Raw genomic sequence first — 24,338 nt, 5'->3', positions numbered from 1 at the left:
TCTATGCGTGCATATCATTCAAACAGTAACGAACAAATTGTATCAGACCCGTGCGTGTCAAAAATGAACGCCCGTACAGCTCAATCATCACTTTTTTGAGAAAAATACCCCCTGCTTTAGTGGGGTGTAGTGATAATCTCGCCTGTTCGCGCTAGAGTTTGTCGGAAATACCTCGATGTTAGGAACCAAATGATCACTTCCGAGCTTTTCGGCACCGCGCCGTGCGGTACCCCCGTTCATCGTTACACCCTCAACGGGCCCGAGATCTGCGTTCGCATTATGGACTATGGCGCCACCGTGTTGGGCATCGACGTGCCCGACATCCCCGGCAACGTGCGCGATGTGGTGCTGGGCTTCGATAAGCTCGAGGATTACTTTGACAACCCCGCCTGCTTTGGTGCGACCATCGGACCTGTGGCCAACCGCACTGCAGGTGCCACGATCACCATCGCCGGCACGGACTGGCATATGCCCGCCAACGAGGGCACCAACAACCTGCACAGCGATCTTGAGCATGGTCTGCACAAGCGCGTATGGGACGTTAAGCTCGACGAGGTCCACAATGCCGTGCGCATGACCACCTCGCTTGAGGACGGTGAGCTGGGCCTTCCCGGCAACCGCACCTTTACGGCTGTGTTTACCGTGACGCGCACCGGCCACTTCCGTATCGAATACGGCTGCGAGAGCGACCGCGCCACGTACGTGTCCATGACCAACCACACGTACTTTAACCTTGCCGGCCATAACGCCGGAATGGACTGTGAGCACTTCTTTGTTGCTAACGCTGCCCACTACCTGCCCATCAACGAGCAGGACATCCCCACCGGCGAGATTGCTCCGGTCGAGGGCACGCCGTTTGACTTCCGTGAGCTGCGCCCCGTCGCGCCTGGCATGGGGGCCGACGATCCGCAGATTAAGCAGGCACGCGGCTACGACCACTGCCTGTGCATCGATGACTATCAATACGGTCGCAACCTGCGCCGCGCCCTGCATGTCGAGGAGATGTGGACCGGCCGCGAGCTGGACTACTACACCACCGCCCCGGGCGTGCAGCTCTACACTGGCAATTGGCTGGGCGACGAGCACGCCAAGGACGATGCCAACTATAGCTGGGGCGCCGGCTTTGCCCTCGAGGCAGAGATGTACCCCGACACGCCGCACCAGCCGCTGTTCCCGCAGGGCATTGTGGGCCCGGGTCACCCATACAGCAATGTGATCGAATACCACTTTATGAGGCACTAGGCCCACAACGCGACATATTGCACAGCAACGCCCGCCGGCACCACCGCCGACGGGCGCTTTGCTACCTAGTCATTGGGGACGTTCTTAAATGACTAGTTGGATGGGGTCGGGATTGGAGCTGGGGAGGTAGCGAATTTCTAGTTCTATGCCGAGCTTTTGCAGCTCTTTGAGGGAGGCGACATCTGCGCCGTCTACGGCGACTGCGGGCGTTATGGGGTGCTTGCCCTCCCCTGTCTGCATATGGCCAATGCTGATCTTGGTTATTGGCACACCACCCTTAACCAGCGCGAGCGCATCTGCGGGTGAGGCCACCATGACCAGAATCCATTGACGCGGCGTTGCGGTATGAACGATATCGATGGTCCTTTGCACCGAGAAAAACCGTGTCCAAACGCCTTCTGGCGCCGCCACCCTCATGGGTGCCCATTGGCGCGAATCCGCCGCGATCTCATCGTTGACGATTAGGACAAGGTTGGAACCAGTCGCCTCGTTCCACAGCTCAATGTCTTGCCCGCAAATAAACCGGTCGTCGATGCGTGTGAGAAGAATCTTGGGTTGAGCCATCGCCACCCCATTCTGTTTGAGACCCGTAAGAGCAAGACATCGCGTCTCCAATATTAGTGCATTTAAAGTGAGAAAAGCCGTCAGATCACTTGCGCGGATGTGCGATGTCCCGTATCATAGACAGCCGTTGACGCCTCAGTTGCGTCATCATATGGCCGCCAGCGTAGCTCAGTTGGTAGAGCACCGCTCTCGTAAAGCGGGGGTCACCGGTTCGAGCCCGGTCGCTGGCTCCATTGCACAAGATAGCCGCCTTTGGGCGGCTTTTTTGTTGTCGATTATGGGCGCGCGCCAATCCACGCATCGCCACGTCGATCGCTTCCTACTCAAAAACAGAAAACCCCGCCAAACGTGATTCCCCTAGGGAAACACGTTTGGCGGGGTCCTAGCGTGATATCCCTAGGGGAATCACGCCATCAGACGAGCAGCTCAGCCGAGCAGCGTGCTACTCCTCCCAGTAAGCATCTGCAAGCAGCTTAAAGCAGATCTTCTTGACCGGCTGCGCGCCATCGCCCGGGAACTCGAGCGTGGGCATATGAGGCTCGCCGGCAACGAACAGCGCAAACTTATCGTCAGCAAGATCGCCGGCGATCGAAGCGTCGGAATCGACCAGATCGTAGTCGTCCTTCTCGTCAAACTCCTGGACCAGCGTCAGGCTGCCCGTGGCAACCTTAAAGGCCTCGCGACCCTCAATGTCGATCTGCAGGTCGTGATAGCGCTGATGCGTCTCGTAGTGGGCCTCGGCCTCGGGACGCGTCGTGGGAGCCATGACGTTCGCATAGACCTTGTCGCCCAGAATCGGATGGCCGCCGACCTCGAGCTCCGCCGGGTCGTTCTCCTCGAGCCAGTCGATCAGCACGTCGAGGCCCTTGAGCATTCCGCGGTACTCCTCGATATCGCCCAGTGCACCGTAAATCATCTAAATCCCCTCTCGGATCGCTTCTTTGGCGGCTACTCGGCAAACGCGTTACCGACGCTGTTGCCGCCCGCATACGTCTCGACCAGGGTAAGGTCGGGATTGAACACGACAAAATCGGCGTCGCGCCCCGGCATAATGCTACCGTACTTGTCGTTGACATGAGCTAGCAAGCGATGCCGAGGCCGATGCCCAAGCTCTTACAGCTCGGTCACGACAACGCCGTTGTAGACCTCGTCCCAACGGTCCATGACCAGATGGCCGGTCATAGGATCCATGGCGTTGAGCTTGCCGCAAGTGTTGGCGGTACGCAGCACCGTCTCGTCGTCTGCGCCAGCAGCGATGGCATGCGCGAAGCCTGCGATAGTGGAGTCACCAGAGCCCGTTGCGTTAACGGCAGGGATATCGGGCGTCTTTGCGCGAAACGCACGGCCATTGTGGAAGCCAACGGAGCCGGCAGCGCCCATGGACACGACGACCCAGGGGATATCGGAGAAGCGGGCATCAGAGGCGAGCGCGGCGCGGAGCTCGTCCACATCGTCGGTGGTAAAGCTCGTGCCCAGAAGGCCGTTGATCTCGGTCAGGTTAGGCTTGACCAGCTCGGGCTTAATTTCGGACTTAAGGGCGGCCTCGAGCGAAGCACCCGAGGTATCGAGCAGCACCTTGGCGCCGGCGTTCTCGGCAATGCCCGTGATCTTGGCATAGTAGTCTGCCTCGACACCGCGGGGCAGAGAACCCGAAATGGTGACGACGTCGGCCTTGCCCGCAAGCTCGGTAAACTTGGCGGTAAAGGCATCGAGCTCCTCGGGGGCAATCGTCGGGCCGCTCTCGAGCAGCTCGGTCTGGTTGCCGGCGTGGAGGATGTTGAGGCAAATACGAGTCTCGCCCTTGATGGGCACAAAATCATTCTTAATGCCATTGGCATCCATGAGCTCGGCCATATAGGCACCCATATGACCACCAAGCAGGCCGGTTGCCACAACGTCGTCGCCCAGCTGACCAAGGACGCGGGCTACGTTAAGGCCCTTGCCGCCGGCGGTCTTTTCGGGCGTCACACGGTTGACGTCGTCGATGACGAGCTCATCGAGCTGATAGCGCGTATCGACGGACGGGTTCATCGTAACGGTGAGGATCATTTCTAGCTCCTTATCTCGCAGGCTCCTTATGCCTTGCAAAACGAATTGGCTACATGCGACTACAGAATCTCGATCGTGAACGAGCGCACGATGGTTTCTTTGGGCTTGGCGATAAGGCAGCCGCGCTTGTGCTCAAGCACGTCGTCCTCATCGGAGCAGGTCGAAAGGCCGCCCCAGGGTTCAACTGCCACAAAATCGCCCTCGGGCTTACTCCACACAATGAGATACGGGAAGCCCTCAAAGCTCAGGCGGACGCCCTTGTCCTCCCCCTTTTTGGAAAGCGTGACCTGGCGGCTCTCGAGCACGTCAAAGATGGTCTCCGCAAAATCGAAGAGCTCATGTGACAGAGGCAGCGTCTTTCCCACCATGGGGTTCTTGGAGCGATTGGTCACGTCAATCAAGCCAGTCGAGGGGACGGCAGTGCAAAGCTCAGCAGCCTCGTCCTTCTCAAAGCACAGCTCGTAGTCCGTATAGGCCTCGCCCTCATCGAGCGGACACCTAAAGCCGGGATGACCGCCAATAAAGAACGGCATGTCCTCGGTGCCCTCGTTGGTGACCTCGTAGGAAACGCGCACGGCAGCGTCCTCGAGCGTATAGCGGGCGACAAGCTTAAACGGATACGGATAATCGCTCAGCAGCGCGGCGTTATCCTCCGAAGCCAGGCACATCGCCAGCTCATTCTCGCTCTGGCTCAGCAGCTTCCACTCCTGTTTGCGCGCAAACCCATGGCGAGCGAGCTTTACATGATGCCCGGCAAACGTCATGGCGTTGTTATCGCGCAAGCCTCCGCAAATCGGGAAGCAAATCGGTGCCTGGCCGGACCACACGGCGGGATCGCCCTGCCACAAATACTCGCGACCTCCGGCCTCGATCGAGGTAAACGAACCACCAGCCGTGGACACCTTAATAGAAATCGAATCGTTGGAGAGAGCGTATTCCATTGCCCATCCTTTCGAACAACTGCTTTTTGCTCGCATGTACCCGTCTCGGCCCTGACCAAAGGACAAACCCGCACGTTCATCGATGCGTACGGTATCCCAGCCATGTAACGGGGGTACCATACAGACATTGATTCAATTACAGCTGAAAGGCCTTCTTATGCGAACCATCATCCTCTACGCCTCGCGCCATCACGGCAATACGAAAAAGCTCGTGGACGCCATCGTCGAGGCACACCCCGAGATCGATACCCTCGACGTCAAGGCACTCGGTAAAAACGAGTATCCCAACCTGCACGAATATCATCTGATTGGTGTCGCCACGGGCATCTATTACTCCGAGATCGACAAGGACATGGCACGAGTGCTCACGAACGTGCTGCAGCCGCAGGACAAGGTGTTTGGCCTTATGACCTACGGTGGCAAAAACAAGTGGTACGGCAAGGATATCGATGGCATCTGCCGCATGAGGCAGGCCATCTTTATGGGTGTCTACGGCTGCCCCGGCTTTGATACGTGGGGGCCGTTCAAACTCGCCGGCGGTGTCCAAAAGGGGCACCCAACCGCTGAGGAAATTAAGGGCGCCGTCGACTTCTTCGACAAGATCGAAGACGAGTATGGCGACATCATCGTCGAAGAGTACGCCAAGCGCGAGAAGCGCCTAGCATACGAGAAGGAGCATCCTGCAGGAGGCCTGGTGGCCGGCGTTAAGCGCACGGCAAAGAAGATTGCTAACAAGCTGTAACTGTGAAGGTGCTTTTGAGCGTTTAACCCATACGGCGGGTCCGAGCAGATTCGGGCCCGCCGTCTTTTTCTATCGTTACTCAGTAAAGGCGTTGCCGACGCTCTGGCCGCCAACATACGTCTCGACGAGGGTGAGCTCATGGTCGAACACGACAAAGTCGGCGTCGCGACCAGGCATGATGCTGCCGCACTTATCCTCGATGTGCGCGGAGCGTGCCGGCACCTCGGTTGCCATGCGAATGGCGATATCGGCGCTGGCGATGCCCCAGTCGACGATGTTCTTGACGCCCTGGGCAAGCGTGAGCACCGAGCCGGCAATGCTCTTGCCGTCGGCGAGCCAGCACAGGTTGTCCTTCATGATGACGTCCATGCCGCCACTGGTGTAGCTGCCCTCGGGCATGCCGCCGCAACCCAGACAGTCGGTGATGAGCACCGTGTGCTGCCAGCCCTTTGCCTGCAGCAGCGCCTTGATGGCGGCAGGGTTTACGTGCTTGCCGTCACAGATGATCTCGGCGTAGGTCTCGGGCGTGGACATGGCAGCACCCACGACACCGGGCTCACGGTGATGCAGCCCGCGCTGGCCGTTATAGGTATGCGTAAAGCAGCTGGCGCCGGCGTTGATGGCGGCGATGCACTCATCGTAGGTGGCGTCGGAGTGACCGATGCTGGTCACCACTCCCTTGGCATTCAGAGCAGCCGCATAAGCAGCGGCACCGTCGCGCTCGGCCGCCATGGCGCTCTTAACGATGCGACCACCCGCAGCCTCCTGCCACTGATCGAAGACCTCCTCGGAGGGATCGATCAGGTAAGCGGGGTTCTGCGCGCCCACGTGCTTCATGGTAAAGAAGGGGCCCTCCAGGTAGATGCCCTGAATGCGAGCACCGCAGAAGTCGGGACCACGACCCTCGTCCGCCTGGGCGATGGCGGCGCAGGCGTCCTTGATCTGCTCGACGCCATCGGTGAACGTCGTGGGCAGCCAGCTGGTGGTACCGCGACGGGCGAGCTCGGTCGAGCTAATATCGATGCCCTCGGGATCGTTATCGGTAGTTGAGTGGTTGTAGAAGCCATGGATGTGAGTATCGACCATACCCGGCGCGATCCACGATCCCGTGTAGTCCTTAATCTCGCAAGAGGGCTCGTCGGCCTGCCAGGCGCCAAAGACGCCATCCTCGACCATAAGATAGCCGCCCAGTTGCGGGCCTGCCGGCAAGAAGAACTTGTCAGCCTTAATTGCGTACGTGCTCATATGCACTCCTTGCTTCTAAAGCAGTTGACTGTGGTGATGCTTATACCCAGCACACGTAAAACAAAAAGCGCCCGCCCGCCGTTATGAGCGGACGGGCGCCCTTACAGGGGGACGCGATTAAGCGGTGAAGGGGTGAATCGTCACGCCCTTAACAACGCGGTTGACCGTGCCGGTGGGGCTCGGCGTATCGGGCGTGTTGCCCACGCGCACGGAGTTGAGCAGGCTGATAGCCTGGGCAAACATCACGAACGGCAGAGCAAGGTAACCCTCGGGAAGTGCCTCGTAGCCCTTAAAGGTGAAGGACTCACCCTCATAGACGGTGGCACCTTCCTGCTGAACGGCGACGGTGTGCTGAGCGATCTTGTCGCCACCGATCTCGTTGAGGATGTCGATGTCGTACTGACGGGTGTAGGCGTCGTTGTTGACGAACACGAAGACGAGCGTCTTATCGTCGACGAAGGACTTGGGTCCGTGACGATAGCCCATGGAAGTGTCGTAAGAAGTGGCAACCAGGCCGTGAGCAAGCTCGAGAATCTTAAGCTGGCTCTCCTGAGCAAGGCCGCCAAAGGAGCCGGAGCCCAGGTAGGTCACGCGGTTGAAGTCGCCAGCGAGGTAATCGGCGACCTCGGACTCGCGAGCGATAACCTCCTCGCCCATCTTGGCGATGGTCTCGACCCACTCGGCCTTCTGCTCGTCAGAGGCAGTGTCGAAAATAAGGGTGGAGAGCAGGGTCATGCAGGAATAAGAACCGGTCATGGCGAAGCCCTTGTCGTTGGCGCGCGGAATGAGCAGCGTCAGCGCATTGGGATCATCGGCAGACTCGACGGCGAGCTTGCCCTCGGGAGCGCAGGTGATGTTGAGGAACTTGACGTTGTGGACGAGCTCCTTAGCAACGGCAACGGCGGCAAGGCTCTCGGGGCTGTTGCCAGAGCGGGCAAAGGAAACCACGAGCGTGGGATCCTCGGCGCGCAGGAAGTCGCGCGGAGCGCTCACGATGTCGGTCGTGGCGATGGGCTTAAAGTCGTAGAGATCAGTGTTGCCAGCGTGACGCAGGTACGGGGCGCAGGTATCGCCAACGTAGTCGGACGTACCGGCACCGGTGAAGACAACGGACAGACGACCCTCGCCCATAGCGCGAGCCTCGGCCAGGAAGGCCTCGATGGCCTCCTTGTTCTCGCGATAGATGTTGAGCGTATCACGCCAAAGCTCGGGCTGCTGAGCAATCTCGGCCGTGGTGATCTGGGCGCCGAGCTCGGTGAGCTCCTCGACACTCTTCTCGAACATTTCTAATACCTCTTTCTAGAAGTAATCCTCTGACGTGCAATTATACACTTCGGTTGGTTATCTGGTAGTAACCAGTTAAATGCAAAGAATCATCATATGGAAACGATGCGGACACTAGTTGCTACGCTGGTGGTAAACCTTGTATTTAAACTGATCGGCACGAGCAACCGAGAGTGTATACTCCACAACCTCGTTTGACTCGTTATACGTAGTCCTGACCAAATCGAGCACAGGCGAGCCCTCGACAATTCCCAAAAGGTGGGCGTCGGTGGGACGGGCTATGCTCGCATAGAACTCCTCTTCGGCCACGCGAATCTTTTGCTGAAAGTCTTGCTCAATCACATCGTAAAGCGGCTTACGCTCCAGCAGTGGTCGCTTTAGGGACAGAAATTGACGAACCGGTAGATAGCTGCGTTCGACCATCATGGGCATGTTATCGGCAGAACGAAGGCGCTTAAGCTTAAAAATGCGATCACCGATACGCAATCCCATATGCTCGGCCAGATTCTTATCGGCCTCCATCTCGCAAAACTCGAGAATCGTGGTCTCGGGGTCGCGACCCATCGCGCGCATCTGCTCGGTAAAGCTGTAGGACTGCATAAGATTGGTTGCTTTTGCCGAACGGTCGGTCACAAAGGTACCGCGACCGTGCTGCCGAACCACCAGTCCTAAACGCTCCAGTTCCTGCAGAGCCAGGCGTACCGTAGTGCGCGAGAGACCATAGCGCTCCGAAAGTTCGCGCTCGGAAGGAATCATGTCACCGGCGCGATATTCATGGTCGATCTTTTCGGTCAGAATATCGACCAGCTGATCGTACAGCGGTTGCTTACGCGCTCCGATCGCCATCCTATCCTCCCTTTTGCTCGAATTCGGCTAACTACCTAGGGTGTTAAGCATTATCAGTCTGCAACACCGAATCATCAAGAAAACAAAAGCCGCGTGCTCGAAAGAGCGCGCGGCTTTTAACATACACATGGCTTAAGGGGTCGGGGTGTGAGCCGCGTAGGGACACACCCCTCAAGCTAGAGCCTTACCAGATGCTCGGCCAGAGACCAAGCGGGCCAGCGCCCAGGATGCCAAGGACGAAGAGCAGGAGAATGCCCTTGGTCGGGGTCCAGCTGTGCTTAGCGAACATGTAGTAAAGCAGCAGCGTAAGCATAAGCGGGACGAGCTTCGGGACGATGGTGTTGAGGGTGTCGGCAACAGAGAAGTTGACCGGATCCTCGGTAACGGTGCCGTAGGTCACGGACTCCATGCCGTTGCCCAGATCGGTGACGCCGCACTCGACAGCGTTGCCGTCGGCATCGGAAGCGGTAAGGGCGTTGCCGTCCTTATCGGTCATGGCGATGGTACCGGCCTCAGCGGTCTCGGTATCGATGCCCTCCATACCGGTGAAGTTCTCGGCCTCCTTCTCGGAGACGATCACGGTAGTAGCGGAGAGGCCACGGGTGGTGCCGTTGGGGATCTGGAGGTTGATCTGGGTGCCACCCATGGTGACGACCAGGCAACCGACGACGAAGACGCCCATGATGGAAGCGGCACGCGTGAAGGCCTGCATGTTGGCGGTCAGAGCGTCAATAGCGCTGGTGCCAAGCTTGTAGGACCAGTTCATGAGCCAGAAGCGCAGAGCGAACTGGACGGCGTTGAAGATCACCAGGAAGATGATCGGCGCAGCGGCGTTGCCGTTGATGGCCATGTTGGAGGTGATGCCGGCCGTGATAGGCACGAGCGTCAGCCAGAACAGGGCGTCACCGATACCACCGAGCGGGCCCATTGCGGCGACGCGGACGGCGCGGATCGTGGGGATGTCAACCTTGTTCTGCTCGAGCGAAAGCACGATGCCCATAACAAAGGTGACGAGGAACGGGTGGGTGTTGAAGAACTCCAGGTTGTGGCTCATGGAAGCCGCGAGGTCGTTCTTGTTGGTGTGGATCTTCTCCAGACCGGGGATGATGGAGTAGAGCCAGCCAGCGGCCTGCATACGCTCGTAGTTGAACGAGGCCTGCAGGAAGCAGGAGCGCCAAGCCATCTTGTTGAGGGTCTTCTGGTCGAGCTGCGGAGCAGGAGTGAGATCCTCGTAGTGCTCCGGGATCACATACTCATTAGATGCCATCTTCGAAGTCACCTCCGTCAGAAACAGCTGCACCCTTCAGCTCGGTCTGCTGCTGGAAGTCCCAGAAAGCGATGCCGAAGCCGATGAGAGCGAGGATGAGCAGAGCAGGGGTTGCCAGCGAATCGTTGGCAACGGTGATGAGCGCGAGGCCAAAGCCCATGAGGAAGAAGCCCCACATATCGCGGTTCATCATAACCTTGAGCAGGACGGCGAAGCCGACGAAGCGCATCATGCCGCCTGCAGCGGACAGACCGGTCTGCAGCCAAGTCGGGATGGCGGAAGCGATGGTCTGACCGATGGTAGCGCCAGCGATGAAGAACAGGGTGACGACGACAGCGAAGATCAGGCCGAGCAGAGCCATGGCGAAGTAGTTCAGGCGCTCGATGCCCTTGGTGTCCGCGTTGTGAGCCATGTTATCGGCCGTGGACATAAGCGGGGACATAAGCGTGAAGACCAGGGTAACGCCAAGCTGGCCAAGCAGAGCGAACGGAATGGCGAGGCCGACTGCCGCGTTGGGCTCGAGGCCCGTGGCGATAGCGAGAATGGCTGCCATGATGCCGCCGATGACGGCGTTAGGCGGCTGAGCGCCTCCGATCGGCATGTTGCCGATCGTCATGAGCTGATAGGTACCACCCACGAGAAGACCGGTGTTGAGGTCGCCAAGGATAAGACCGATGACGGCGCCGGTGACGATGGGCTGATAGAGAGACTCGAGGAAATCAAACTGGTCGATTGCCGCGATGAACGTAACAACGAAGACCAGAGCGATCTGGATGATCGAGTATTCCATCTTGCTCCTCCTTTCAAAATGAATGTACGCACTTTGGATATCACGTACAGAACGTCAGGGTTTCACTCCTGACAACGTGGATCACGAGGATTACGAGAAGAGCTTGCTCGTGTCCTCAACAGGCGTGCTCGGAACGCGCCTGATCTCCAACTCCACCCCCAATTCCTGCAGCTCTTTAAACGCAGCGACATCCTCGTCGTTAACTGCGACGGAGGTGGCGACTTGGCGCTTTCCTTCCGACATGTGCATGTTGCCGATGTTTACCTTCTTTATAGGCACACCGCCCTTGACGAGCGTAAGCACGTCTTCCGGTGTTTCGGCCACGATGAAGATCTTCTGGCGCGGGCTCGCCTTGCCAATGACGTCGATGGTCTTCTGCAGGGAGAAGAAACGCGTAGCGACGCCGGCGGGAGCGGCCATCTTCATGAGGTTCTGGCGCATGGTGTTGGACGCCACGTCGTCGTTGGCGACGAGAATGAGGTTGGAGCCCAGAGTGGAGTTCCACTGGGTGGCAACCTGACCATGAACCAGTCGGTTATCGATGCGGGTAAGAAGAATGTTGGGTTCTGCCATGTTGATCAGCTTCCTTTCGATATTTGCTGACGACAGTTACTTGATCTCCTGAATCGCGTAACGCGAAACATCTACGACGGCTCCGGATCGGACTTTGATCTGGACCTTCTCGCCTTCGATGCCTTTGACGGTTCCGTAGATACCGCCGGCGAAAAGAACCTCCTGACCCGGCTTGAGCTCGGTGTGCAGCTCCTTGAAGTACTTCTGCTTCTTCTTCATGTTGATTTGCGACCAGATGGTGTAAATCAAGCCCATGATGACAAGCAGGCCTAAAAGGGCGACCGAGGAGCTCAGGACGTTGGCTCCGAAATCGGCCATTAGATGCCGTCCTCGTCGCCGAAGATATCCTCTTCCTCGGAGTCGGCAACGGATGCGACCGTCTGGGCGGTGACGCCCGTCTGGCCAACGGTCACGGCCTGCTCGCCAAGCTCGGCGAGCGTGGCATTGCCGCGGAGGAACAGAAGCTCAATAACCATGGGAAGGTTGGTGCCAGTCAGAACCTCGACGTTGTCGACATCCTGGGCAATCATCATCGACTGGTTGAACGGGGTGCCGCCAAGCAGGTCGGTAAAGACAAGCACGCCATCGCACTCCTCGCGCATGGCGGTAATAGCGGCGCGGAGATCCTCACCGTAGGATGCGGCCTGGTCGCCCTCAAAAGGAACGACGGTAAAAGCAGGCTGGTCGCCCGCAACCATAGCGATAGCGCTTGCAAGGCCGGGTGCGAACTGTCCATGACCGGTAAGAATAAAGCCAACCATTCAAATTTCCCTTCCGAAGGTGTGTACGATCTGAGTCCGATGATTTTCGGAAGCCAGCGGGCACTCGCCCTTAAAGCTTCTTAGAAAGCGTTCTTTGAAGACCAGTGGTTTCTAAACTGGTAGTAACCACGTGACGTGTTGTTGTCACTATATCACCCCAGAAGAGGTCGCTTTCGTTGATTCATACGGTAAAACGTTTTTGCACCGCTCACGGTGATAAATCGACCGTTTACCGGTCGTTAACACTTTTACCTGCGGTTTTGAAACCATTTCGAAATGCTTTGGCAAAAAATCGGATCTTTTCCTGTGTCTAAACAACGCAGGGCGGCTAAAAATAGCGTGTAGAAAAATTGCAGGTCATTGTGAAGATATGTGAATTGGTCTTTTTGACTTAATACCAGTTAGAACCAGTTTTGAGATTATCGGTGAACGGTAGTTTTCGACCGTTCACCGGTCACTTGCAATCGTTTGCAGTTGTTTTCCCAGATGAATTAGGGAAACGCGATGGAGCGCTTGTGCGATCACAGGAAATTTTGGCATTTGTCCTTATCCCCCACGCGCCAAACTCCGGCATCCAAAATGAGCTAATAGCTCACGCTAATCGTTTTCAATCATTACATACTCAATATCCGTAATTATTTATCGTTTATCGTTAATTCTGATATGATACAAGTATCATCCCAAACGCCGATTGGAGGGGTTATGGTCCATCGAAACGCATCTATATCGAATGAAACCATCAGCCGCGAACAGACGATAGCCAAACTGAGGAAGCTCGCTCGCATCTGCAAATGGGCCACGATCTGCATTACCACCGCGCTCGCTCTGGGACTCCTCGCAGTCATTGCGATTGACCTTCTACTCATATTGCCTGGCCTCTCCCAAGGGTCGTGTCTCCAATCCGTAGAACTTCAAGCCGGCGAAGGGCCGTGCCTTGCCATCGTCGGCACCGATGCGCAGGCCCCACTTATGCTCGTCGCACACGATGGTCACACTGCCATAGGGAGTCTCTTGATGACATGTCTCGCGCTTACCATCGCGATAAGCGTGCGCAGGCTTTTCCTCAACATTGAAAAGGAAGGCAGGCCCTTTGACCTTGAATGTAACCAGACACTTCGTCGAGTAGGACATTTATTCCTTATCGGCGGCGTTGCCGTGAGGCTTCTTGGCGCCGTAATCACGGGAATGATACTCTCAGGATTTGGCGGCAGCTTTACGGATGCGTTCGTCGGCCAGTTATTCGAGCCCTCCATGCTCTTTGCAGGCCTGATTATTTGCCTGATTGCCAGCATCTTCCGCTACGGGTATATCCTGCAAAAACAAGATGACGAGTTGCTCTAGGGGGAATCCATGATTATTCTGCGGCTTGACCGCATGCTCGCCGAACGCAAGATTTCATCCAAAGAGCTTGCGGAACGTGTGGGCATCTCCCAGGTCAATATGTCACGCATTAAGACGGGCAAGGTTTCTGCCATACGTTTTTCAACTCTTGACGCGATATGCCGGGCACTCGACTGCCAACCGGGCGATGTACTGGAATATATATCCGACGATGAAGCCGATAGCCTTTTTGGGCTTAAAGATGAATAGCCATAATTAAACTGCCGATCACGCTCTCAACGCAAATAGCCCGCCAGAACGACTTCCGTACTGGCGGGCTACTTGCTGTCTATCGGCTAGATGCTCGATGAGCCGTGCAACTCTTTACGCAAACAGGCCGTAGATGCTGATGTTGGCCTTGGCGTAGAGGCCGTTAGCATACTCGGTCCACTTGGAGCTGGCGCTCGAAGCCTGCGAGGAGTACTGCTGATAAGCAGTGTAGTAGGCGGTCATGGCCTGCTTGTAGGTAGCGCTATCGGCCGTAAAGGCATCGTCAGCGAAGGCCTTGGCATAGGTGCTATCGGCGTCCTTCCAAGTGCCCTTCTCGCTATCCCACTCGTCGCCGGCAAGGTTGATGATGTAGTCGGCGTAGTCCTTGCTCGCGGTCTCCTCGTTGCCGTCAGCAGGCTCGGTCGGGGCGGTCGGCATGCTTGCGGAGCTATCGCCAACCTTCTTCTTGTAGAGCTTCTGCAGCGTCGCGGACTGGCGGACGATCTGCTTGGCCTGATCCTTGGACACGCCATACTGCGTGGCCATGGTCTTGTAGTCGGAGGTGCCGATGGAATCCTCGGCGTACTGCTTCATTTCCTTGGAAGAGACGGTAATGCCCTCGTCCTCGGCAGCGTCCAGCAGAATCTGGTTGCGCACGTAGGACAGGATAACGTCGGCAGACGGAGCGGTGTAGTTGCCGTCATCGTCCTTGACGGTGTCGAGGCTGTACTGGCTCTCGATGGCCTCACGCGCGGTGATGTCGCTCTTCTTGCCGTTGTAGCTATAGCTTGCCACGGTCGAATCGAGCTGGTCCTCGGTGAGGGTCGCCGAGCCGACGCCTTTGCCGCCAAAACCACCGTTGCCGATAAAGAAGCCGACCACGGCAGCAATCACGACGGCGACCACAAAGGCGGCAATCATCGTCTTCTTGTGCTTGCAAGCGTGGTCGTCCACGTCGGAGTCGTTGTCCTCGTCCTGTTCCTCGGGCATGAGGTTCTCGTCAGCTGCATCCGCGGCGATCTTTGCCTCCAGGCGAGCGTCCTCCTCCTCGGCGGACGTGCCGGCGGCAATATGTTCGGCAGACGCGCCGGCGACCAGGTCGATCTTCTCGTCCTCATCACCGTCGGGGCCTTCGCCGCGCTCGATGATCTGGATGCCGTCGATCTCGTCCTTCTCGTCCTTCTTTTGAATCAAACCCATATCAGTTACTCCTTGTTAGAAAACATAGTCCGCAATAGAATACGCCCGACAGAGCGCCGGGCGTATTGATTCTCAGGTTATACGCAAACACTTAAGTACTATTTAGGCGTTTGCAGTCTGCATGCCTTAGGCCAGGTGCGCGATAACGGCATCGGCAAAGGCCTGCGTGCCCACAGCGCCCTCAACGGAGCCGGTCTGGGCACGACGAACGTCGCCGGTAACCTGCTCACCCTCGTCGAGCGTGGCAGAAACGGCGGCACGAATGCGATTGGCCACGTCGTTCTCGCCCAGGTGATCGAGCATCATAGCCGCAGACAGAATCTCGGCCGTGGGGTTAGCGATATCCTGGCCAGCGATATCGGGCGCGGAGCCGTGCGTAGCCTCAAAGATTGCGCAGTCGGCACCGATGTTGGAGCCGGGGGCCATCCCTAAGCCGCCCACGAGGCCGGCGCACAGGTCGCTCACGATGTCGCCGTACAGGTTGGGCAGCACCAGGACATCGAAGTCGTTGGGGTTCTGGACCAGGCCCATGCAGGTGGCGTCGACAATCTTGTCGTTGAACTCGATATCGGGATAGTTGGCGGCCACCTCGCGCGCAACGTGCAGGAACAGGCCATCGGTCGCCTTCATGATGTTGGCCTTATGCACGGCCGTCACCTTTTTGCGGCCGCAGCGGCGGGCATACTCAAAGGCATACTCCACAATGCGGCGGCTCTTGGCGATGGAGATCGGCTTAATTGAGATGGCGGAATCTGCGGCGAAGGTCTTTTGGCCCGAACGCTCGACAAGCTGCGAGAGCTCCTCGACCTCGGCAGCGCCCTCATCGAACTCGATGCCGGCATAGAGGTCCTCGGTGTTCTCGCGCACGATAACCAGGTCGACGTCGCGGAAGCGCGAGCCGTCGCCCGGCTGCGACAGGCAGGGTCGCACGCAGGCGTACAGGTCGAAGTGCTTGCGCAGGGCCACGTTGACGCTGCGGAAACCCGTGCCGACCGGCGTGGTGATGGGGCCCTTGATGGCAACCTTGGTCTCGGCGACCGCATCGAGCACGTGCTGGGGCAGCGGCGTGCCAAACTCGTCCATGACGCCGGCACCGGCCTCCTGGACGTTCCAATTGATCTGGACACCGGCAGCCTCGACCACGCGGCGCATGGCCTGCGTAATCTCGGGACCGATACCGTCACCGGGAATCAGGACTACATCGTGCGCCATAATCTGTTACTCCTCGTCTTCGGCGTCGTCAGATTTTTTAACGCTAGCACGCTTCTTCTTTTTGGAGAGATCCAGGCCAAAACGTTTAACAAGCATTTCGCAAATCTCGCTCGAACGGGCCTTGAGATAGCTGCCCTTACCGTTCTCGGCATCGAACTTAAGGCGCAGCGCAAGCTTCTCGGCAACCTCGGCGTCGATCTCGCCCTGGCAAAACTCGTACAGGCAACCGAGCATGTCGCGATACTCGAGGTCGCCGTGGTAGCACTGGATGGCCTCGTCCAGGATGGGCCAAGCCTCGCGCGAACGCTCGACGCTCGTGGCACCCCACACGCACAGCAGGCGGAAGGCGGCATAGCGCAGCGTGGAGGAGATCTCGTCGAACAGTGCAGTCTCGGCGCCCTCAAAGGCATCGCCCAGCTGCTCGGGGCAGGTGGTAGCGAGCGCCGTCAGGGCATCGAGGGCCTCCCAGCGGGTCTGCGCCTCGGGGCGGTCGAGCGCCTCGATCAGCGCGGGCACGCAGGGCACGACGCGCTGCGGATCGCGCTCGGCAAGCAGGTGAAGCACGCGGGCGGCAAACTGGCGGATGCGGCGCGTGGGGCAGCCGAGCTCCTTGACCAGACGGTCGACGGCGTTCTCGTTCTCCTCTGCCAGCTGAAGCTGTGCCAGCTCCTCGTCGGTGAGCTGTTCGTCTTTGTTTTCTGCCATAGTTACCTCTTCTTACTATTTCTTAGCGTGCTTGCCAGCACCCTTGCTGTCATCGGTGACCGAGATGAGCTGTCGGTCGGCCGCGCCATTGCGACGCGCACGGCGACGCTCCTCGGCGTCGCCCGCGTCGGCGGCGGCGCGATGAGCCTTGTTGACGTTAAAAACCTCGTCGTGCTTGCGCCATGGACCAACGGACTCGCCAAAGCTCATCTTAAGACCGGCGATAAAGCCGCCGAGCCAGCCGATCGGCGCAAACTGCACCAGCGGGAACAGCGAGAACACCCAGGTCAGCAGGACAACTGCCACCGCGCCTGCAAAGTTGGCAATCCAGTAGTCGCGCTTGGTGATGACGCGCTTTTCGCACGCCCACTGGCCGCACAAAAAGCCGATGTAGATCGCAAAGAGAAAGAGCACCAGCGCAAGCACCACGAACGTCCAGCTCATGGGCGCTACTCCCCGTGATGGTGGCCGCAGCAGCACTCGTGGCCGTCGTCATGGCCGTGGCCGCCGCAGCACTCGTGGTCCTCGCCATGGTGGTGGCCACAACCGCACTCGTGGTCGTCGCCATGCTCACCGCAACCGCAGCCTTCCTCGTGGGCACCGTGCTCCTCGGGACGATACTGCGACCAGTCCAGGCCGGCGGCAATGGCGTCGGCCTCCTCCTTGTAGAGTACCGTGATGGCCTGGGTGCCCAGCTTGGCACCACCGATGGCGTCGAGCATGTCGTAGAGCGTAAAGGCCACGTCGGCACCGGGCAGCGCAAGCTCGCGGTCGTCGGCATAGGCGAGCGCCAAGCGCAGGTCCTTGATAAAGTGCTCGACCATAAAGCCGGGCTTGTAGTCGCCGTCGAGCGCCTTGGGAGCCAGGCTCTCCATGGCGCCGGACTTGCCGGTGCCGCCCAGGATCATCTGGCGGGTCTTCTCCAGGTCAAGGCCGCTCAACTCGGCAAATGCCATGGCGTCTGCCATGCCGACCATGCAGGCGCCCAGCGACACCTGGTTGGCGAGCTTGGCAGCCTGGCCCTTGCCGGCGCCGTCGAAGCAGCAGATGTTGGCCGCAAAGGTGGCAAGGATGTCGCGGACCGGCGCGATGTCGTTCTCGGTAGCGCCCACGATAGCCGTGAGCGTACCGGCGATAGCGCCCGACTCGCCGCCGGTGACGGGGCAGTCAAACGCCATGCGACCAGAAACCTGGGCGGCCTCGGCAATGTCACGGGCAAGCTCGGGCGAGCTCGTGGTGAGGTCGATCAAGACCGCACCCGGCTTGGTGCACGCGAGCAGGCCGTCGCCCGCCAGGTAGAGTTCCTCGACCTCGGAGGGATAGCCCACCATGGTAAAGACGACATCGGCGTTCGCCGCGGCATCGGCCGGCGTATCTGCCCAGACGGCGCCGCGCTCGATAAGCGCCGCCGCCTTGGACTTGGTGCGGTTGTTGACCGTGACGGGATAGCCGGCGTCCAGAATGTGGCCGGCGATGGGGGCACCCATGATTCCGGTGCCAATGAATGCGACGGAGAGCTTGTTTGCCATGAAACCTTTCCTTTTGGGTTGGGTGTTGTTACCAGGTTGAATACTCGGTGCCAGCGTTTGGGCTGTGAGTCGAGGGCGATTACGGACGCAGCGCTTGCCTACTGACCGCGCACGCGGCGGGCGATACGGTCGGAAAGCGACGCCTTGTCGGCGCGGTTCTTACCCCAAAACGCGCAGCCCACCATGCCGGGGCCCACGTGCGAGCCGATGGTGGGACCCACGGAGCCGCGAATGATCGTGACGTCGGCGCAACCCTCCTCCTTGCGGATGGCGGCTTCGAGCCAGTCACCATCCTTTTCGGCATCGGCCGTCATGATGGCGATGGGCATGGTGCGATCGGGCACGTAGTTCTCGCGGAACGACTTGAGGATGGACTTGAGCGCCTTCTTGCGGCCGCGGTTGACGCCGATCAGCGACAGCGAGCCGGCCAGGTCGTAGGAGAGCTCGGGCTTGACGTCGAGCTTTGCCGTGAGCTGCGCCGCCGCGGGCGGAATGCGGCCGCCGGCAGCCAGTGCGTCGAAGCTCTCGAGCGTAAAGTAGCCGTGGACGTAGGTCTTTGCTTCGTTTGCCCAATCGACCAGCTGCTTGGCGGTCAGTCCCGCCGAACGCTGGCGCACGGCCTCGAGCGCCAAGAGCGCGCCGGCCGCGCAGGGCAGAGCGTTGTCGACCACGTAGAGCTCAAAGTTGGGATACTCGGCACGCACGGCATCTGCCGCCTGGCACGCGGAGTTGTAGCTCGACGACAGTGCCGAGGTAAAGCACAGGTAGACCGTGGGCGTGCCCTCTTTGGCGCACTCGGTAAAGAACTCGATATAGCGACCGAGCGACACAGCCGAGGTGGACACGCGGGCGCCGGCGCGCATGCGGTCGTAGAACTCCTTAGGGCTCATGCTCGACCAGATGTCGTCCGTGCGCTCCTCGCCATCGATAATGAAGGGGAAACCCAGGATATCGACATCAAGGTTCGCGGCGACCTCGGGACTAAAGTCGCAGCAGGTATCGACGACGATGCGGCAACGGTCCGAATGGCCGGTAGATGCAGCCTTGTCCATCAAAGCGACTCCTTACGTAAAAAGGCGGCCACCCGCATGGGATGGCCGCCAACCGTTAACTCATGCAAGTTAACGTATTTTACTCGTCAAGTGTTTCGATGCGGGGCTTGATGATGCCATATCCACCATTCTTACGGTGATACACCACATTGATGAGGCCAGTCGTCGCGTTCTCGAACACGTAGAAGTCGTGGCCGAGCAGATCGGTCTGCACCAGCGCCTGCTCCTCAGTCATCGGAGTGACATCGATGACCTTCTCGCGGACGAGCAGGTCGTCCTCCTCCTCGGGCAGCAGCAGGTCGGCCAGATCCTCGACGCGCTCGACCGGTGCGACATCCGCGGCGCTGGCACCACCCTGGCGGTTGTCCACGACCTTGGTCTTGAACTTGCGCAGCTGGCGGGTAACCTTATCGGCGGAGAGGTCGATGGCAGCATACATATCTGCGCCGTGCTCGGCAACGCGAATCACAGAGCCGCGGGCACGAACCGTGACCTCGACGATTGCCGGGTTGGGGTTCGAGGGGTTCTTCTCATAGCGAAGTACAACGTCGACCGTCATGGGCTCGATATCGAAAACCTTGATCGCCTCGCCGATCTTCTCATCCACATGCGCACGCAGAGCATCGGTTACCGTCGTCTTGCGTCCAGAAACCTTGATATCCATACGTGGCTCCAATCTGCCTCGGGGACTTACTGTACTGGCTATGTACCCATTGCTGTGCATTTAATCACGCGGATTCCCAAAGACCCGAATAACGATTGCTTGATACCGCATACCGAAGTCTCGCACTTTTCTGTGGCAAAGTGCGCTATAGGAGGGCGACGGCAACTTTGGTTTTGCACCTAAAAAATATCTTTGACCTGCTGGTTTTACGGAAACGAAAAAGCCGGGCTCCCCTGTTGGGAAAGCCCGGCAATGCGTGTTGAAACCGTGAAGACGCGTCTCTCCTAGCGCATAGGAGACGCCACCCCTAGCAATAACTAGCTATTGAGCTTGTTAATGTCGTCGTCGGTGATAGTGCCCTCCTGGCTGGACGGTTTGCTTTCGGAGGACAAATCATCGCTGCTGGAATCGGAGGATTCATCGTCGGAGGACATGGTCTCTCTGGACTCAGAGTCGCCCGACTGCACGTTAACGCCCGAAACCGTCTTAGTGGTGAGGTCGTAGGGCATCGTGCCATACCAGACAGAGTGGACCGCCTCGAGCGTGCCGTCGGCCGTAATACCGTCGAGGGCATCGCTCACGGCACGGCACAGCTCGTCGTTGGCAGCAAGGCCCGCAACGCCGAGCGTCGAGGGCGTCTCAAGAGCGCCAACGTAGGAGATCTGGCTCATCAGACGTGCAAGGTAACCGCCGGCAGTGGAATCGCAGATCACATAGTCGACCTCGCCGGACTCGAGCGCCTCAAAGCACTCGTTGATGTTGGAGTAGGTCTTTTGGTTGGCGGTAATGCTCTGCTTAGCAAGCGCCTCCTGCGAGGCCGAGGACATCTGGACACCCAGGGTAGACGTGTTAAGGGTATCGGTGGAAACGCTTAGCGACCCACCATCGCTGGTTTTACCGAACACAGAAGCGGCATCGTACAGGCAGGTGCCGAGCGAGCTAACGTCCCCGTCTGTGGAGTTGATCTCGCCGATAAAGATATCAGCCTTTTTGTCGCCGAGCGCGGAACCTGCCGAGGACGCATCGACAAAGGCGACCTTAAGGCCCATGCGGCTTGCGAGGGCGCGGGCGGCGTCAACCGCATATCCCGTGAGCTCGCCGTCGGCGCCCTGCATGGCCTGCGGCGCATCGGAAGTATCGAGGGCGACCGTCAGGGTTCCGGGAGTGACCAGGGCATCGTCCGACACCGCCGGCGTGACGGTCTCGTACTCGATCTGGTCGATCGTGGGAGTCGTGAACGTAGACAGCGGGTTGAACGCGCATCCGCTCAGGCCCAAAACGGCGAGGACCGCTGCGGCCCCAGCACCTAACCGAGCCGCGTGCATCAAGCTGCCCCTCACCATGTCCACTACCCTGCCTTCTGTGTCGTATACGATCCGTGCGTTGCGCGAAATATCAGGTTGTTCCCACCAGCTGACCTGGTATTTGACCCCACACTTGCGCACCGGGGTGTTTGCTCGGGAGGCCGCAGCCACCTTCACGACTGGCCCGCTCGCCCGCGAGGCGGTATTGCCCCAAAGAAAGTAGAACGGACGGTGCGGCTTACATCTAGGACGCGCCATGATCGCGCCGCGCGCACGCGGTCGCTTACGTGGATCCCTTTGACCGCGTCTGTCTTGGACTAGAACGGGCATTTCGTCCGTCCGCAACCACAGCCTGGTAGGAACGTAGCGCATTATAGCTAAGTTCAAGCTAAAGTTTAAGGTTAGGGACGTCATTCGCATCGCGAGTACAGATTTCGCAGGTCAGGACGGACCGCACACGCTCTGATTGAGCCCGTCACTCCCCTATGGAAAGCCTCAACACACCCGTCTTAGGGCGCCGTGGCCAAAAAATAGCAAATATGAGTACCGTTACCAATTTAGTAGCAGGAGTTTTTGGCTCTGCAAGCTGTTTTCACGCTCTATAACGTCAGATTGATGCCAGGATATTCCACATTTGTTTAATAACTTTCTAATTTACGCCATCTTCCAGTCCCAAAATCCCTGATTTTGCTGTTACTGAATTTGTAGCAGTACTCATATTTGCTATATTTTGGCCAGAGCATATATCCAACCCCCTGTTTCAGAGCATTGTTAGGCGGGTTTAAGCCCAAAACACGCCCGCAGCGTGTTAAATAGCGCCTCTTGTTTCTTTCTGCGAGCGTCAACACGGTTGCGATATCGCTTACTCATGCGCTGGTGGATGCGCCATGCGAGCGCTTCCATCGCTTCCATGTCACAGAGCATCTCGTTGTTGACCGTCGCGACCTCGATTCCCATGGCAATAAAACCCGTGTTGCGTTTTTCATCATGGATACGTCCCCTCCGGGAGGAATGACCCAGCTCACCGTTGTATTCCAGGTCAAACCGGGCTGCTTCCTGATACGCATCGCAAACTGCATGCGGCATCCCCGAGATTGCCTGCGCGCGGTCATCGAACTCAATCTTGTAGTCGGTCTTAAAGGGACCGCAGGCAAATCCGCCACAGGAAAACGGAAGCGAAAACATGGCGAGCATGATGCATTCCATGGGCGAGCGCAGGTTTTCTGACAGGTAGGGACACAGCCGCCGCAGCTGTTTGGCCACATTCCCCTTGCATGCCGCAAGGTAATCTGCCAGGCGATCGGGCGTCAGCACCGGCTCGACTTCAAAGTAGCCCACGTCTACCGGTTGGTCCTTGTCCTTTGCAAGTCTATTCGCAACAGGCGAGGTGTAAGGAGGCAGATACTTCCCGCGATCACTCAGCGAAATCTTAGAGCACAGCTCCTGGGCCAGGGCAAATGCCTGGATACAGCCGACCTCGCGGGCGATGGCAACACAAAGGGCCTCGGGAGATAGACTGTACACCCCCGGTTCCACCTCTAGAATCGAGCCGGCGGGCAACCCGGAGCATACGGACCAGCTCACGCCAAGAATGCGGCGGCGCTGCGCTGCAGACCCTACCAGCAAGCACAGATCCTCTTGCACCTCGCTGCTTGCGGCCCCAATCCGCACCAAGTCGGGAAGATAGATGTCCTCGGTCGAGGGCGACGACGTGCGCAGCACACGGCGCTCTTCATCGGGACTGAGGTCCCTCCAGCTGATATAGCCCATTTGTCGGCGCTCGGCGCGCATCATGCGTAGCGCCGAGGCGCCTGTTAGGATTACGGAAGCCGCTAGCTGTTCGCCTGTCGGCTCGTTGCGCCGCTCAATCTTTACTGACACAAAACCACCCCTACCAAACGCGTGCGATAGCGAGGCCATCGACCGCTGCGGCGCCGGCGCGCTTGAGTTCCGCCGAAGCCGCGGCCATCGTCGCGCCCGTGGTGATAACGTCATCGATAAGCAGCAGGCGGCGGCCGTGCACGTCCTCAACCGTCTCGTACATGCCTTGGGCACGCTCGCGGCGCTCCTTACGACCGAGTTCTCGCTGGTCGCCATGCCCGTACTTGACGAGAGCATCGAGCAGGGGAACACCCGACAGCTCGCAAAATGGGCGCGCAATGGCCTCCATATGATCGAAGCCGCGTCGCCGAAACGCCGCCGCCGTCGCGGGCACAAACACCACTGCATCGGCGCCGGACAACACACCGCCTAAGCGTTCGGGTGCCGCGACCTGGGCATGTAAGGCGGTGTCGTATAGCAGCTCTGCCAGATACGGCGCCAGGCGTCGCTCACCCGCATCCTTGTACGCTTTAATGATGCGCGGCAGCGGATGCGCATAGACGGCGCACGCCAGGCAGCGGTCGAGCGCCTCTGCCATTGCCGAGGACGTGCCCTCGACCGAACACTCAGTGCACAGCAAATCCCCAAACGGGGCGCCGCATCGGGTGCAGCTATGACGTGGGTCGATGAGCGTGAGCGCGGCCAGGCAGTCTTGGCAAATAAGCGCACCGGCGCGCTCGCAGCCGGCACATCGTGTTGGCGACAATGCCTCGAGCGCCTCGCGTGCCGCCCACTCGGCAAACGGTAGCAATTCGTCCGCAAACGGTAGGGCACCGGCACCCTGCAGACGGCTCAATATGTTCAGATGGCTCTTCAAGACACAGCCCTCCCTACGTTCGGTCGCAGGGAGGGTTGTTGATTCGGCGCTATGATACCCCGATGCGCTCGGGGCAAGGC

26 protein-coding genes and 1 tRNA gene are annotated in these 24,338 nt (G+C 58.8%); 5 read left to right on the top strand and 22 right to left on the bottom strand.

Translation table 11 applies throughout. The features are described from left to right. The first annotated feature begins 189 nt into the window (after positions 1-189). Positions 190-1,242, top strand: coding sequence for an aldose epimerase family protein (locus AAA069_RS07040; RefSeq protein ID WP_349127941.1), 1,053 nt, complete (start codon positions 190-192; stop codon positions 1,240-1,242). A gap of 84 nt (positions 1,243-1,326) precedes the next feature. On the opposite strand, the gene AAA069_RS07035 is transcribed toward AAA069_RS07040, so the two are convergent. After that, positions 1,327-1,806 carry a PTS sugar transporter subunit IIB gene (locus AAA069_RS07035; protein WP_349127940.1) on the bottom strand — a complete coding sequence of 160 codons (480 nt, stop codon included), beginning with the start codon at positions 1,804-1,806 and terminating at the stop codon, positions 1,327-1,329. A 157-nt stretch (positions 1,807-1,963) separates the two neighbouring features. On the opposite strand from AAA069_RS07035, the gene AAA069_RS07030 reads away from it, so the two are divergent. Beyond that, positions 1,964-2,039, top strand: a tRNA-Thr gene (locus AAA069_RS07030). A gap of 209 nt (positions 2,040-2,248) precedes the next feature. Here the strand turns inward: AAA069_RS07030 and AAA069_RS07025 are convergent. From AAA069_RS07025 to AAA069_RS07015, 3 genes are all read right to left on the bottom strand, one after another. Further along, positions 2,249-2,722: a YhcH/YjgK/YiaL family protein gene (locus AAA069_RS07025; protein ID WP_349127939.1), complete on the bottom strand. Its 474-nt coding sequence runs from the start codon at positions 2,720-2,722 to the stop codon at positions 2,249-2,251. A 197-nt stretch (positions 2,723-2,919) separates the two neighbouring features. Then, a complete protein-coding gene (locus AAA069_RS07020; RefSeq protein WP_035137670.1) occupies positions 2,920-3,855 on the bottom strand; it encodes a hexose kinase in 936 nt (311 codons plus the stop codon). Positions 3,856-3,914: 59 nt separating this feature from the next. Beyond that, complete coding sequence (locus AAA069_RS07015; RefSeq protein ID WP_349127938.1) at positions 3,915-4,796, bottom strand: aldose 1-epimerase family protein; 882 nt, start codon at positions 4,794-4,796, stop codon at positions 3,915-3,917. 157 nt (positions 4,797-4,953) lie between these two features. On the opposite strand from AAA069_RS07015, the gene AAA069_RS07010 reads away from it, so the two are divergent. Beyond that, on the top strand, positions 4,954-5,538 hold the full coding sequence (locus tag AAA069_RS07010; RefSeq protein WP_233543636.1) for a flavodoxin domain-containing protein: 585 nt from the start codon (positions 4,954-4,956) through the stop codon (positions 5,536-5,538). A gap of 75 nt (positions 5,539-5,613) precedes the next feature. Here the strand turns inward: AAA069_RS07010 and nagA are convergent, their stop codons facing one another. The 8 genes from nagA to AAA069_RS06970 all read right to left on the bottom strand — a co-directional run bounded on the left by nagA (position 5,614) and on the right by AAA069_RS06970 (position 12,304). Continuing rightward, on the bottom strand, positions 5,614-6,783 hold the full coding sequence (gene nagA / locus AAA069_RS07005; RefSeq protein ID WP_022094606.1) for an N-acetylglucosamine-6-phosphate deacetylase: 1,170 nt from the start codon (positions 6,781-6,783) through the stop codon (positions 5,614-5,616). Positions 6,784-6,900: 117 nt separating this feature from the next. Further along, positions 6,901-8,067: an SIS domain-containing protein gene (locus AAA069_RS07000; protein ID WP_316365479.1), complete on the bottom strand. Its 1,167-nt coding sequence runs from the start codon at positions 8,065-8,067 to the stop codon at positions 6,901-6,903. A 114-nt stretch (positions 8,068-8,181) separates the two neighbouring features. Next, a complete protein-coding gene (locus AAA069_RS06995) occupies positions 8,182-8,913 on the bottom strand; it encodes a GntR family transcriptional regulator (RefSeq protein WP_117806791.1) in 732 nt (243 codons plus the stop codon). A gap of 184 nt (positions 8,914-9,097) precedes the next feature. Then, the gene (locus AAA069_RS06990) at positions 9,098-10,180 is read right to left on the bottom strand and encodes a PTS system mannose/fructose/sorbose family transporter subunit IID (RefSeq protein ID WP_138374505.1); all 1,083 of its coding nucleotides are present in this window, start codon (positions 10,178-10,180) and stop codon (positions 9,098-9,100) included. Continuing rightward, complete coding sequence (locus AAA069_RS06985; RefSeq protein WP_022094610.1) at positions 10,170-10,970, bottom strand: PTS sugar transporter subunit IIC; 801 nt, start codon at positions 10,968-10,970, stop codon at positions 10,170-10,172. The genes AAA069_RS06990 and AAA069_RS06985 overlap by 11 nt, the downstream gene beginning before the upstream one ends. Before the next feature lie 90 nt (positions 10,971-11,060). Then, on the bottom strand, positions 11,061-11,543 hold the full coding sequence (gene agaV / locus AAA069_RS06980; RefSeq protein WP_022094611.1) for a PTS N-acetylgalactosamine transporter subunit IIB: 483 nt from the start codon (positions 11,541-11,543) through the stop codon (positions 11,061-11,063). A gap of 36 nt (positions 11,544-11,579) precedes the next feature. Further along, a complete protein-coding gene (gene yajC / locus AAA069_RS06975; RefSeq protein ID WP_022094612.1) occupies positions 11,580-11,861 on the bottom strand; it encodes a preprotein translocase subunit YajC in 282 nt (93 codons plus the stop codon). Further along, a complete protein-coding gene (locus AAA069_RS06970; protein ID WP_195621885.1) occupies positions 11,861-12,304 on the bottom strand; it encodes a PTS sugar transporter subunit IIA in 444 nt (147 codons plus the stop codon). Before AAA069_RS06970 ends, yajC begins: the two co-directional genes overlap by 1 nt. A 702-nt stretch (positions 12,305-13,006) precedes the next feature. Between AAA069_RS06970 and AAA069_RS06965 the strand changes: the two genes are divergently transcribed. Together AAA069_RS06965 and AAA069_RS06960 are read left to right on the top strand one after the other, a co-directional pair. After that, a complete protein-coding gene (locus AAA069_RS06965) occupies positions 13,007-13,645 on the top strand; it encodes a DUF2975 domain-containing protein (protein WP_217108222.1) in 639 nt (212 codons plus the stop codon). Positions 13,646-13,678: 33 nt separating this feature from the next. Next, on the top strand, positions 13,679-13,894 hold the full coding sequence (locus tag AAA069_RS06960; RefSeq protein ID WP_254179377.1) for a helix-turn-helix transcriptional regulator: 216 nt from the start codon (positions 13,679-13,681) through the stop codon (positions 13,892-13,894). Between the two features lie 114 nt (positions 13,895-14,008). Here the strand turns inward: AAA069_RS06960 and AAA069_RS06955 are convergent, their stop codons facing one another. From AAA069_RS06955 to AAA069_RS06910, 10 genes are all read right to left on the bottom strand, one after another. Continuing rightward, a complete protein-coding gene (locus AAA069_RS06955; protein WP_349127937.1) occupies positions 14,009-15,094 on the bottom strand; it encodes a hypothetical protein in 1,086 nt (361 codons plus the stop codon). Between the two features lie 126 nt (positions 15,095-15,220). Beyond that, the gene (locus tag AAA069_RS06950; RefSeq protein ID WP_349127936.1) at positions 15,221-16,306 is read right to left on the bottom strand and encodes an isocitrate/isopropylmalate family dehydrogenase; all 1,086 of its coding nucleotides are present in this window, start codon (positions 16,304-16,306) and stop codon (positions 15,221-15,223) included. A gap of 6 nt (positions 16,307-16,312) precedes the next feature. Beyond that, complete coding sequence (locus AAA069_RS06945; protein ID WP_117820896.1) at positions 16,313-17,011, bottom strand: hypothetical protein; 699 nt, start codon at positions 17,009-17,011, stop codon at positions 16,313-16,315. Between the two features lie 15 nt (positions 17,012-17,026). Next, complete coding sequence (locus tag AAA069_RS06940) at positions 17,027-17,455, bottom strand: hypothetical protein (RefSeq protein WP_161159269.1); 429 nt, start codon at positions 17,453-17,455, stop codon at positions 17,027-17,029. Positions 17,456-17,460: 5 nt separating this feature from the next. Then, complete coding sequence (locus AAA069_RS06935) at positions 17,461-18,540, bottom strand: NAD(P)-binding domain-containing protein (protein WP_349127935.1); 1,080 nt, start codon at positions 18,538-18,540, stop codon at positions 17,461-17,463. A 98-nt stretch (positions 18,541-18,638) separates the two neighbouring features. Continuing rightward, positions 18,639-19,592: a DegV family protein gene (locus AAA069_RS06930; protein ID WP_349127934.1), complete on the bottom strand. Its 954-nt coding sequence runs from the start codon at positions 19,590-19,592 to the stop codon at positions 18,639-18,641. Positions 19,593-19,671: 79 nt separating this feature from the next. Next, positions 19,672-20,256, bottom strand: a complete 585-nt coding sequence (gene raiA / locus AAA069_RS06925; RefSeq protein WP_349127933.1) for a ribosome-associated translation inhibitor RaiA — start codon at positions 20,254-20,256, stop codon at positions 19,672-19,674. 317 nt (positions 20,257-20,573) lie between these two features. After that, positions 20,574-21,599, bottom strand: a complete 1,026-nt coding sequence (locus tag AAA069_RS06920) for a transporter substrate-binding domain-containing protein (protein WP_349127955.1) — start codon at positions 21,597-21,599, stop codon at positions 20,574-20,576. Positions 21,600-22,331: 732 nt separating this feature from the next. Beyond that, positions 22,332-23,441, bottom strand: a complete 1,110-nt coding sequence (locus AAA069_RS06915; RefSeq protein ID WP_349127932.1) for a hypothetical protein — start codon at positions 23,439-23,441, stop codon at positions 22,332-22,334. A gap of 10 nt (positions 23,442-23,451) precedes the next feature. Then, positions 23,452-24,258, bottom strand: a complete 807-nt coding sequence (locus tag AAA069_RS06910) for a double zinc ribbon domain-containing protein (protein ID WP_349127931.1) — start codon at positions 24,256-24,258, stop codon at positions 23,452-23,454. Positions 24,259-24,338 lie beyond the last annotated feature (80 nt).

Source organism: Collinsella sp. CLA-SR-H006 (assembly GCF_040097075.1).
Classification (GTDB): Bacteria; Actinomycetota; Coriobacteriia; order Coriobacteriales; family Coriobacteriaceae; genus Collinsella.
The sequence above is the reverse complement of the archived record's forward strand: the minus strand, read 5'-3'. Positions and strand labels throughout refer to the sequence as shown.

Coding starts and splice junctions, on each gene's coding strand:
- AAA069_RS06970 (WP_195621885.1), bottom strand. CDS start 12,304: ATGGTTGGCTTTATTCTTACCGGTCATGGACAGTTCGCACCCGGCCTT.
- agaV (WP_022094611.1), bottom strand. CDS start 11,543: ATGGCAGAACCCAACATTCTTCTTACCCGCATCGATAACCGACTGGTT.
- nagA (WP_022094606.1), bottom strand. CDS start 6,783: ATGAGCACGTACGCAATTAAGGCTGACAAGTTCTTCTTGCCGGCAGGC.
- AAA069_RS06960 (WP_254179377.1), top strand. CDS start 13,679: ATGCTCGCCGAACGCAAGATTTCATCCAAAGAGCTTGCGGAACGTGTG.
- AAA069_RS07015 (WP_349127938.1), bottom strand. CDS start 4,796: ATGGAATACGCTCTCTCCAACGATTCGATTTCTATTAAGGTGTCCACG.
- AAA069_RS06955 (WP_349127937.1), bottom strand. CDS start 15,094: ATGGGTTTGATTCAAAAGAAGGACGAGAAGGACGAGATCGACGGCATC.
- AAA069_RS06935 (WP_349127935.1), bottom strand. CDS start 18,540: ATGGCAAACAAGCTCTCCGTCGCATTCATTGGCACCGGAATCATGGGT.
- AAA069_RS07000 (WP_316365479.1), bottom strand. CDS start 8,067: ATGTTCGAGAAGAGTGTCGAGGAGCTCACCGAGCTCGGCGCCCAGATC.
- raiA (WP_349127933.1), bottom strand. CDS start 20,256: ATGGATATCAAGGTTTCTGGACGCAAGACGACGGTAACCGATGCTCTG.
- AAA069_RS07020 (WP_035137670.1), bottom strand. CDS start 3,855: ATGATCCTCACCGTTACGATGAACCCGTCCGTCGATACGCGCTATCAG.
- AAA069_RS07040 (WP_349127941.1), top strand. CDS start 190: ATGATCACTTCCGAGCTTTTCGGCACCGCGCCGTGCGGTACCCCCGTT.
- AAA069_RS06985 (WP_022094610.1), bottom strand. CDS start 10,970: ATGGAATACTCGATCATCCAGATCGCTCTGGTCTTCGTTGTTACGTTC.
- AAA069_RS07025 (WP_349127939.1), bottom strand. CDS start 2,722: ATGATTTACGGTGCACTGGGCGATATCGAGGAGTACCGCGGAATGCTC.
- AAA069_RS06965 (WP_217108222.1), top strand. CDS start 13,007: ATGGTCCATCGAAACGCATCTATATCGAATGAAACCATCAGCCGCGAA.
- AAA069_RS06920 (WP_349127955.1), bottom strand. CDS start 21,599: ATGGTGAGGGGCAGCTTGATGCACGCGGCTCGGTTAGGTGCTGGGGCC.
- AAA069_RS06950 (WP_349127936.1), bottom strand. CDS start 16,306: ATGGCGCACGATGTAGTCCTGATTCCCGGTGACGGTATCGGTCCCGAG.
- AAA069_RS06930 (WP_349127934.1), bottom strand. CDS start 19,592: ATGGACAAGGCTGCATCTACCGGCCATTCGGACCGTTGCCGCATCGTC.
- AAA069_RS07035 (WP_349127940.1), bottom strand. CDS start 1,806: ATGGCTCAACCCAAGATTCTTCTCACACGCATCGACGACCGGTTTATT.
- yajC (WP_022094612.1), bottom strand. CDS start 11,861: ATGGCCGATTTCGGAGCCAACGTCCTGAGCTCCTCGGTCGCCCTTTTA.
- AAA069_RS06945 (WP_117820896.1), bottom strand. CDS start 17,011: ATGGCAGAAAACAAAGACGAACAGCTCACCGACGAGGAGCTGGCACAG.
- AAA069_RS06940 (WP_161159269.1), bottom strand. CDS start 17,455: ATGAGCTGGACGTTCGTGGTGCTTGCGCTGGTGCTCTTTCTCTTTGCG.
- AAA069_RS07010 (WP_233543636.1), top strand. CDS start 4,954: ATGCGAACCATCATCCTCTACGCCTCGCGCCATCACGGCAATACGAAA.
- AAA069_RS06995 (WP_117806791.1), bottom strand. CDS start 8,913: ATGGCGATCGGAGCGCGTAAGCAACCGCTGTACGATCAGCTGGTCGAT.
- AAA069_RS06990 (WP_138374505.1), bottom strand. CDS start 10,180: ATGGCATCTAATGAGTATGTGATCCCGGAGCACTACGAGGATCTCACT.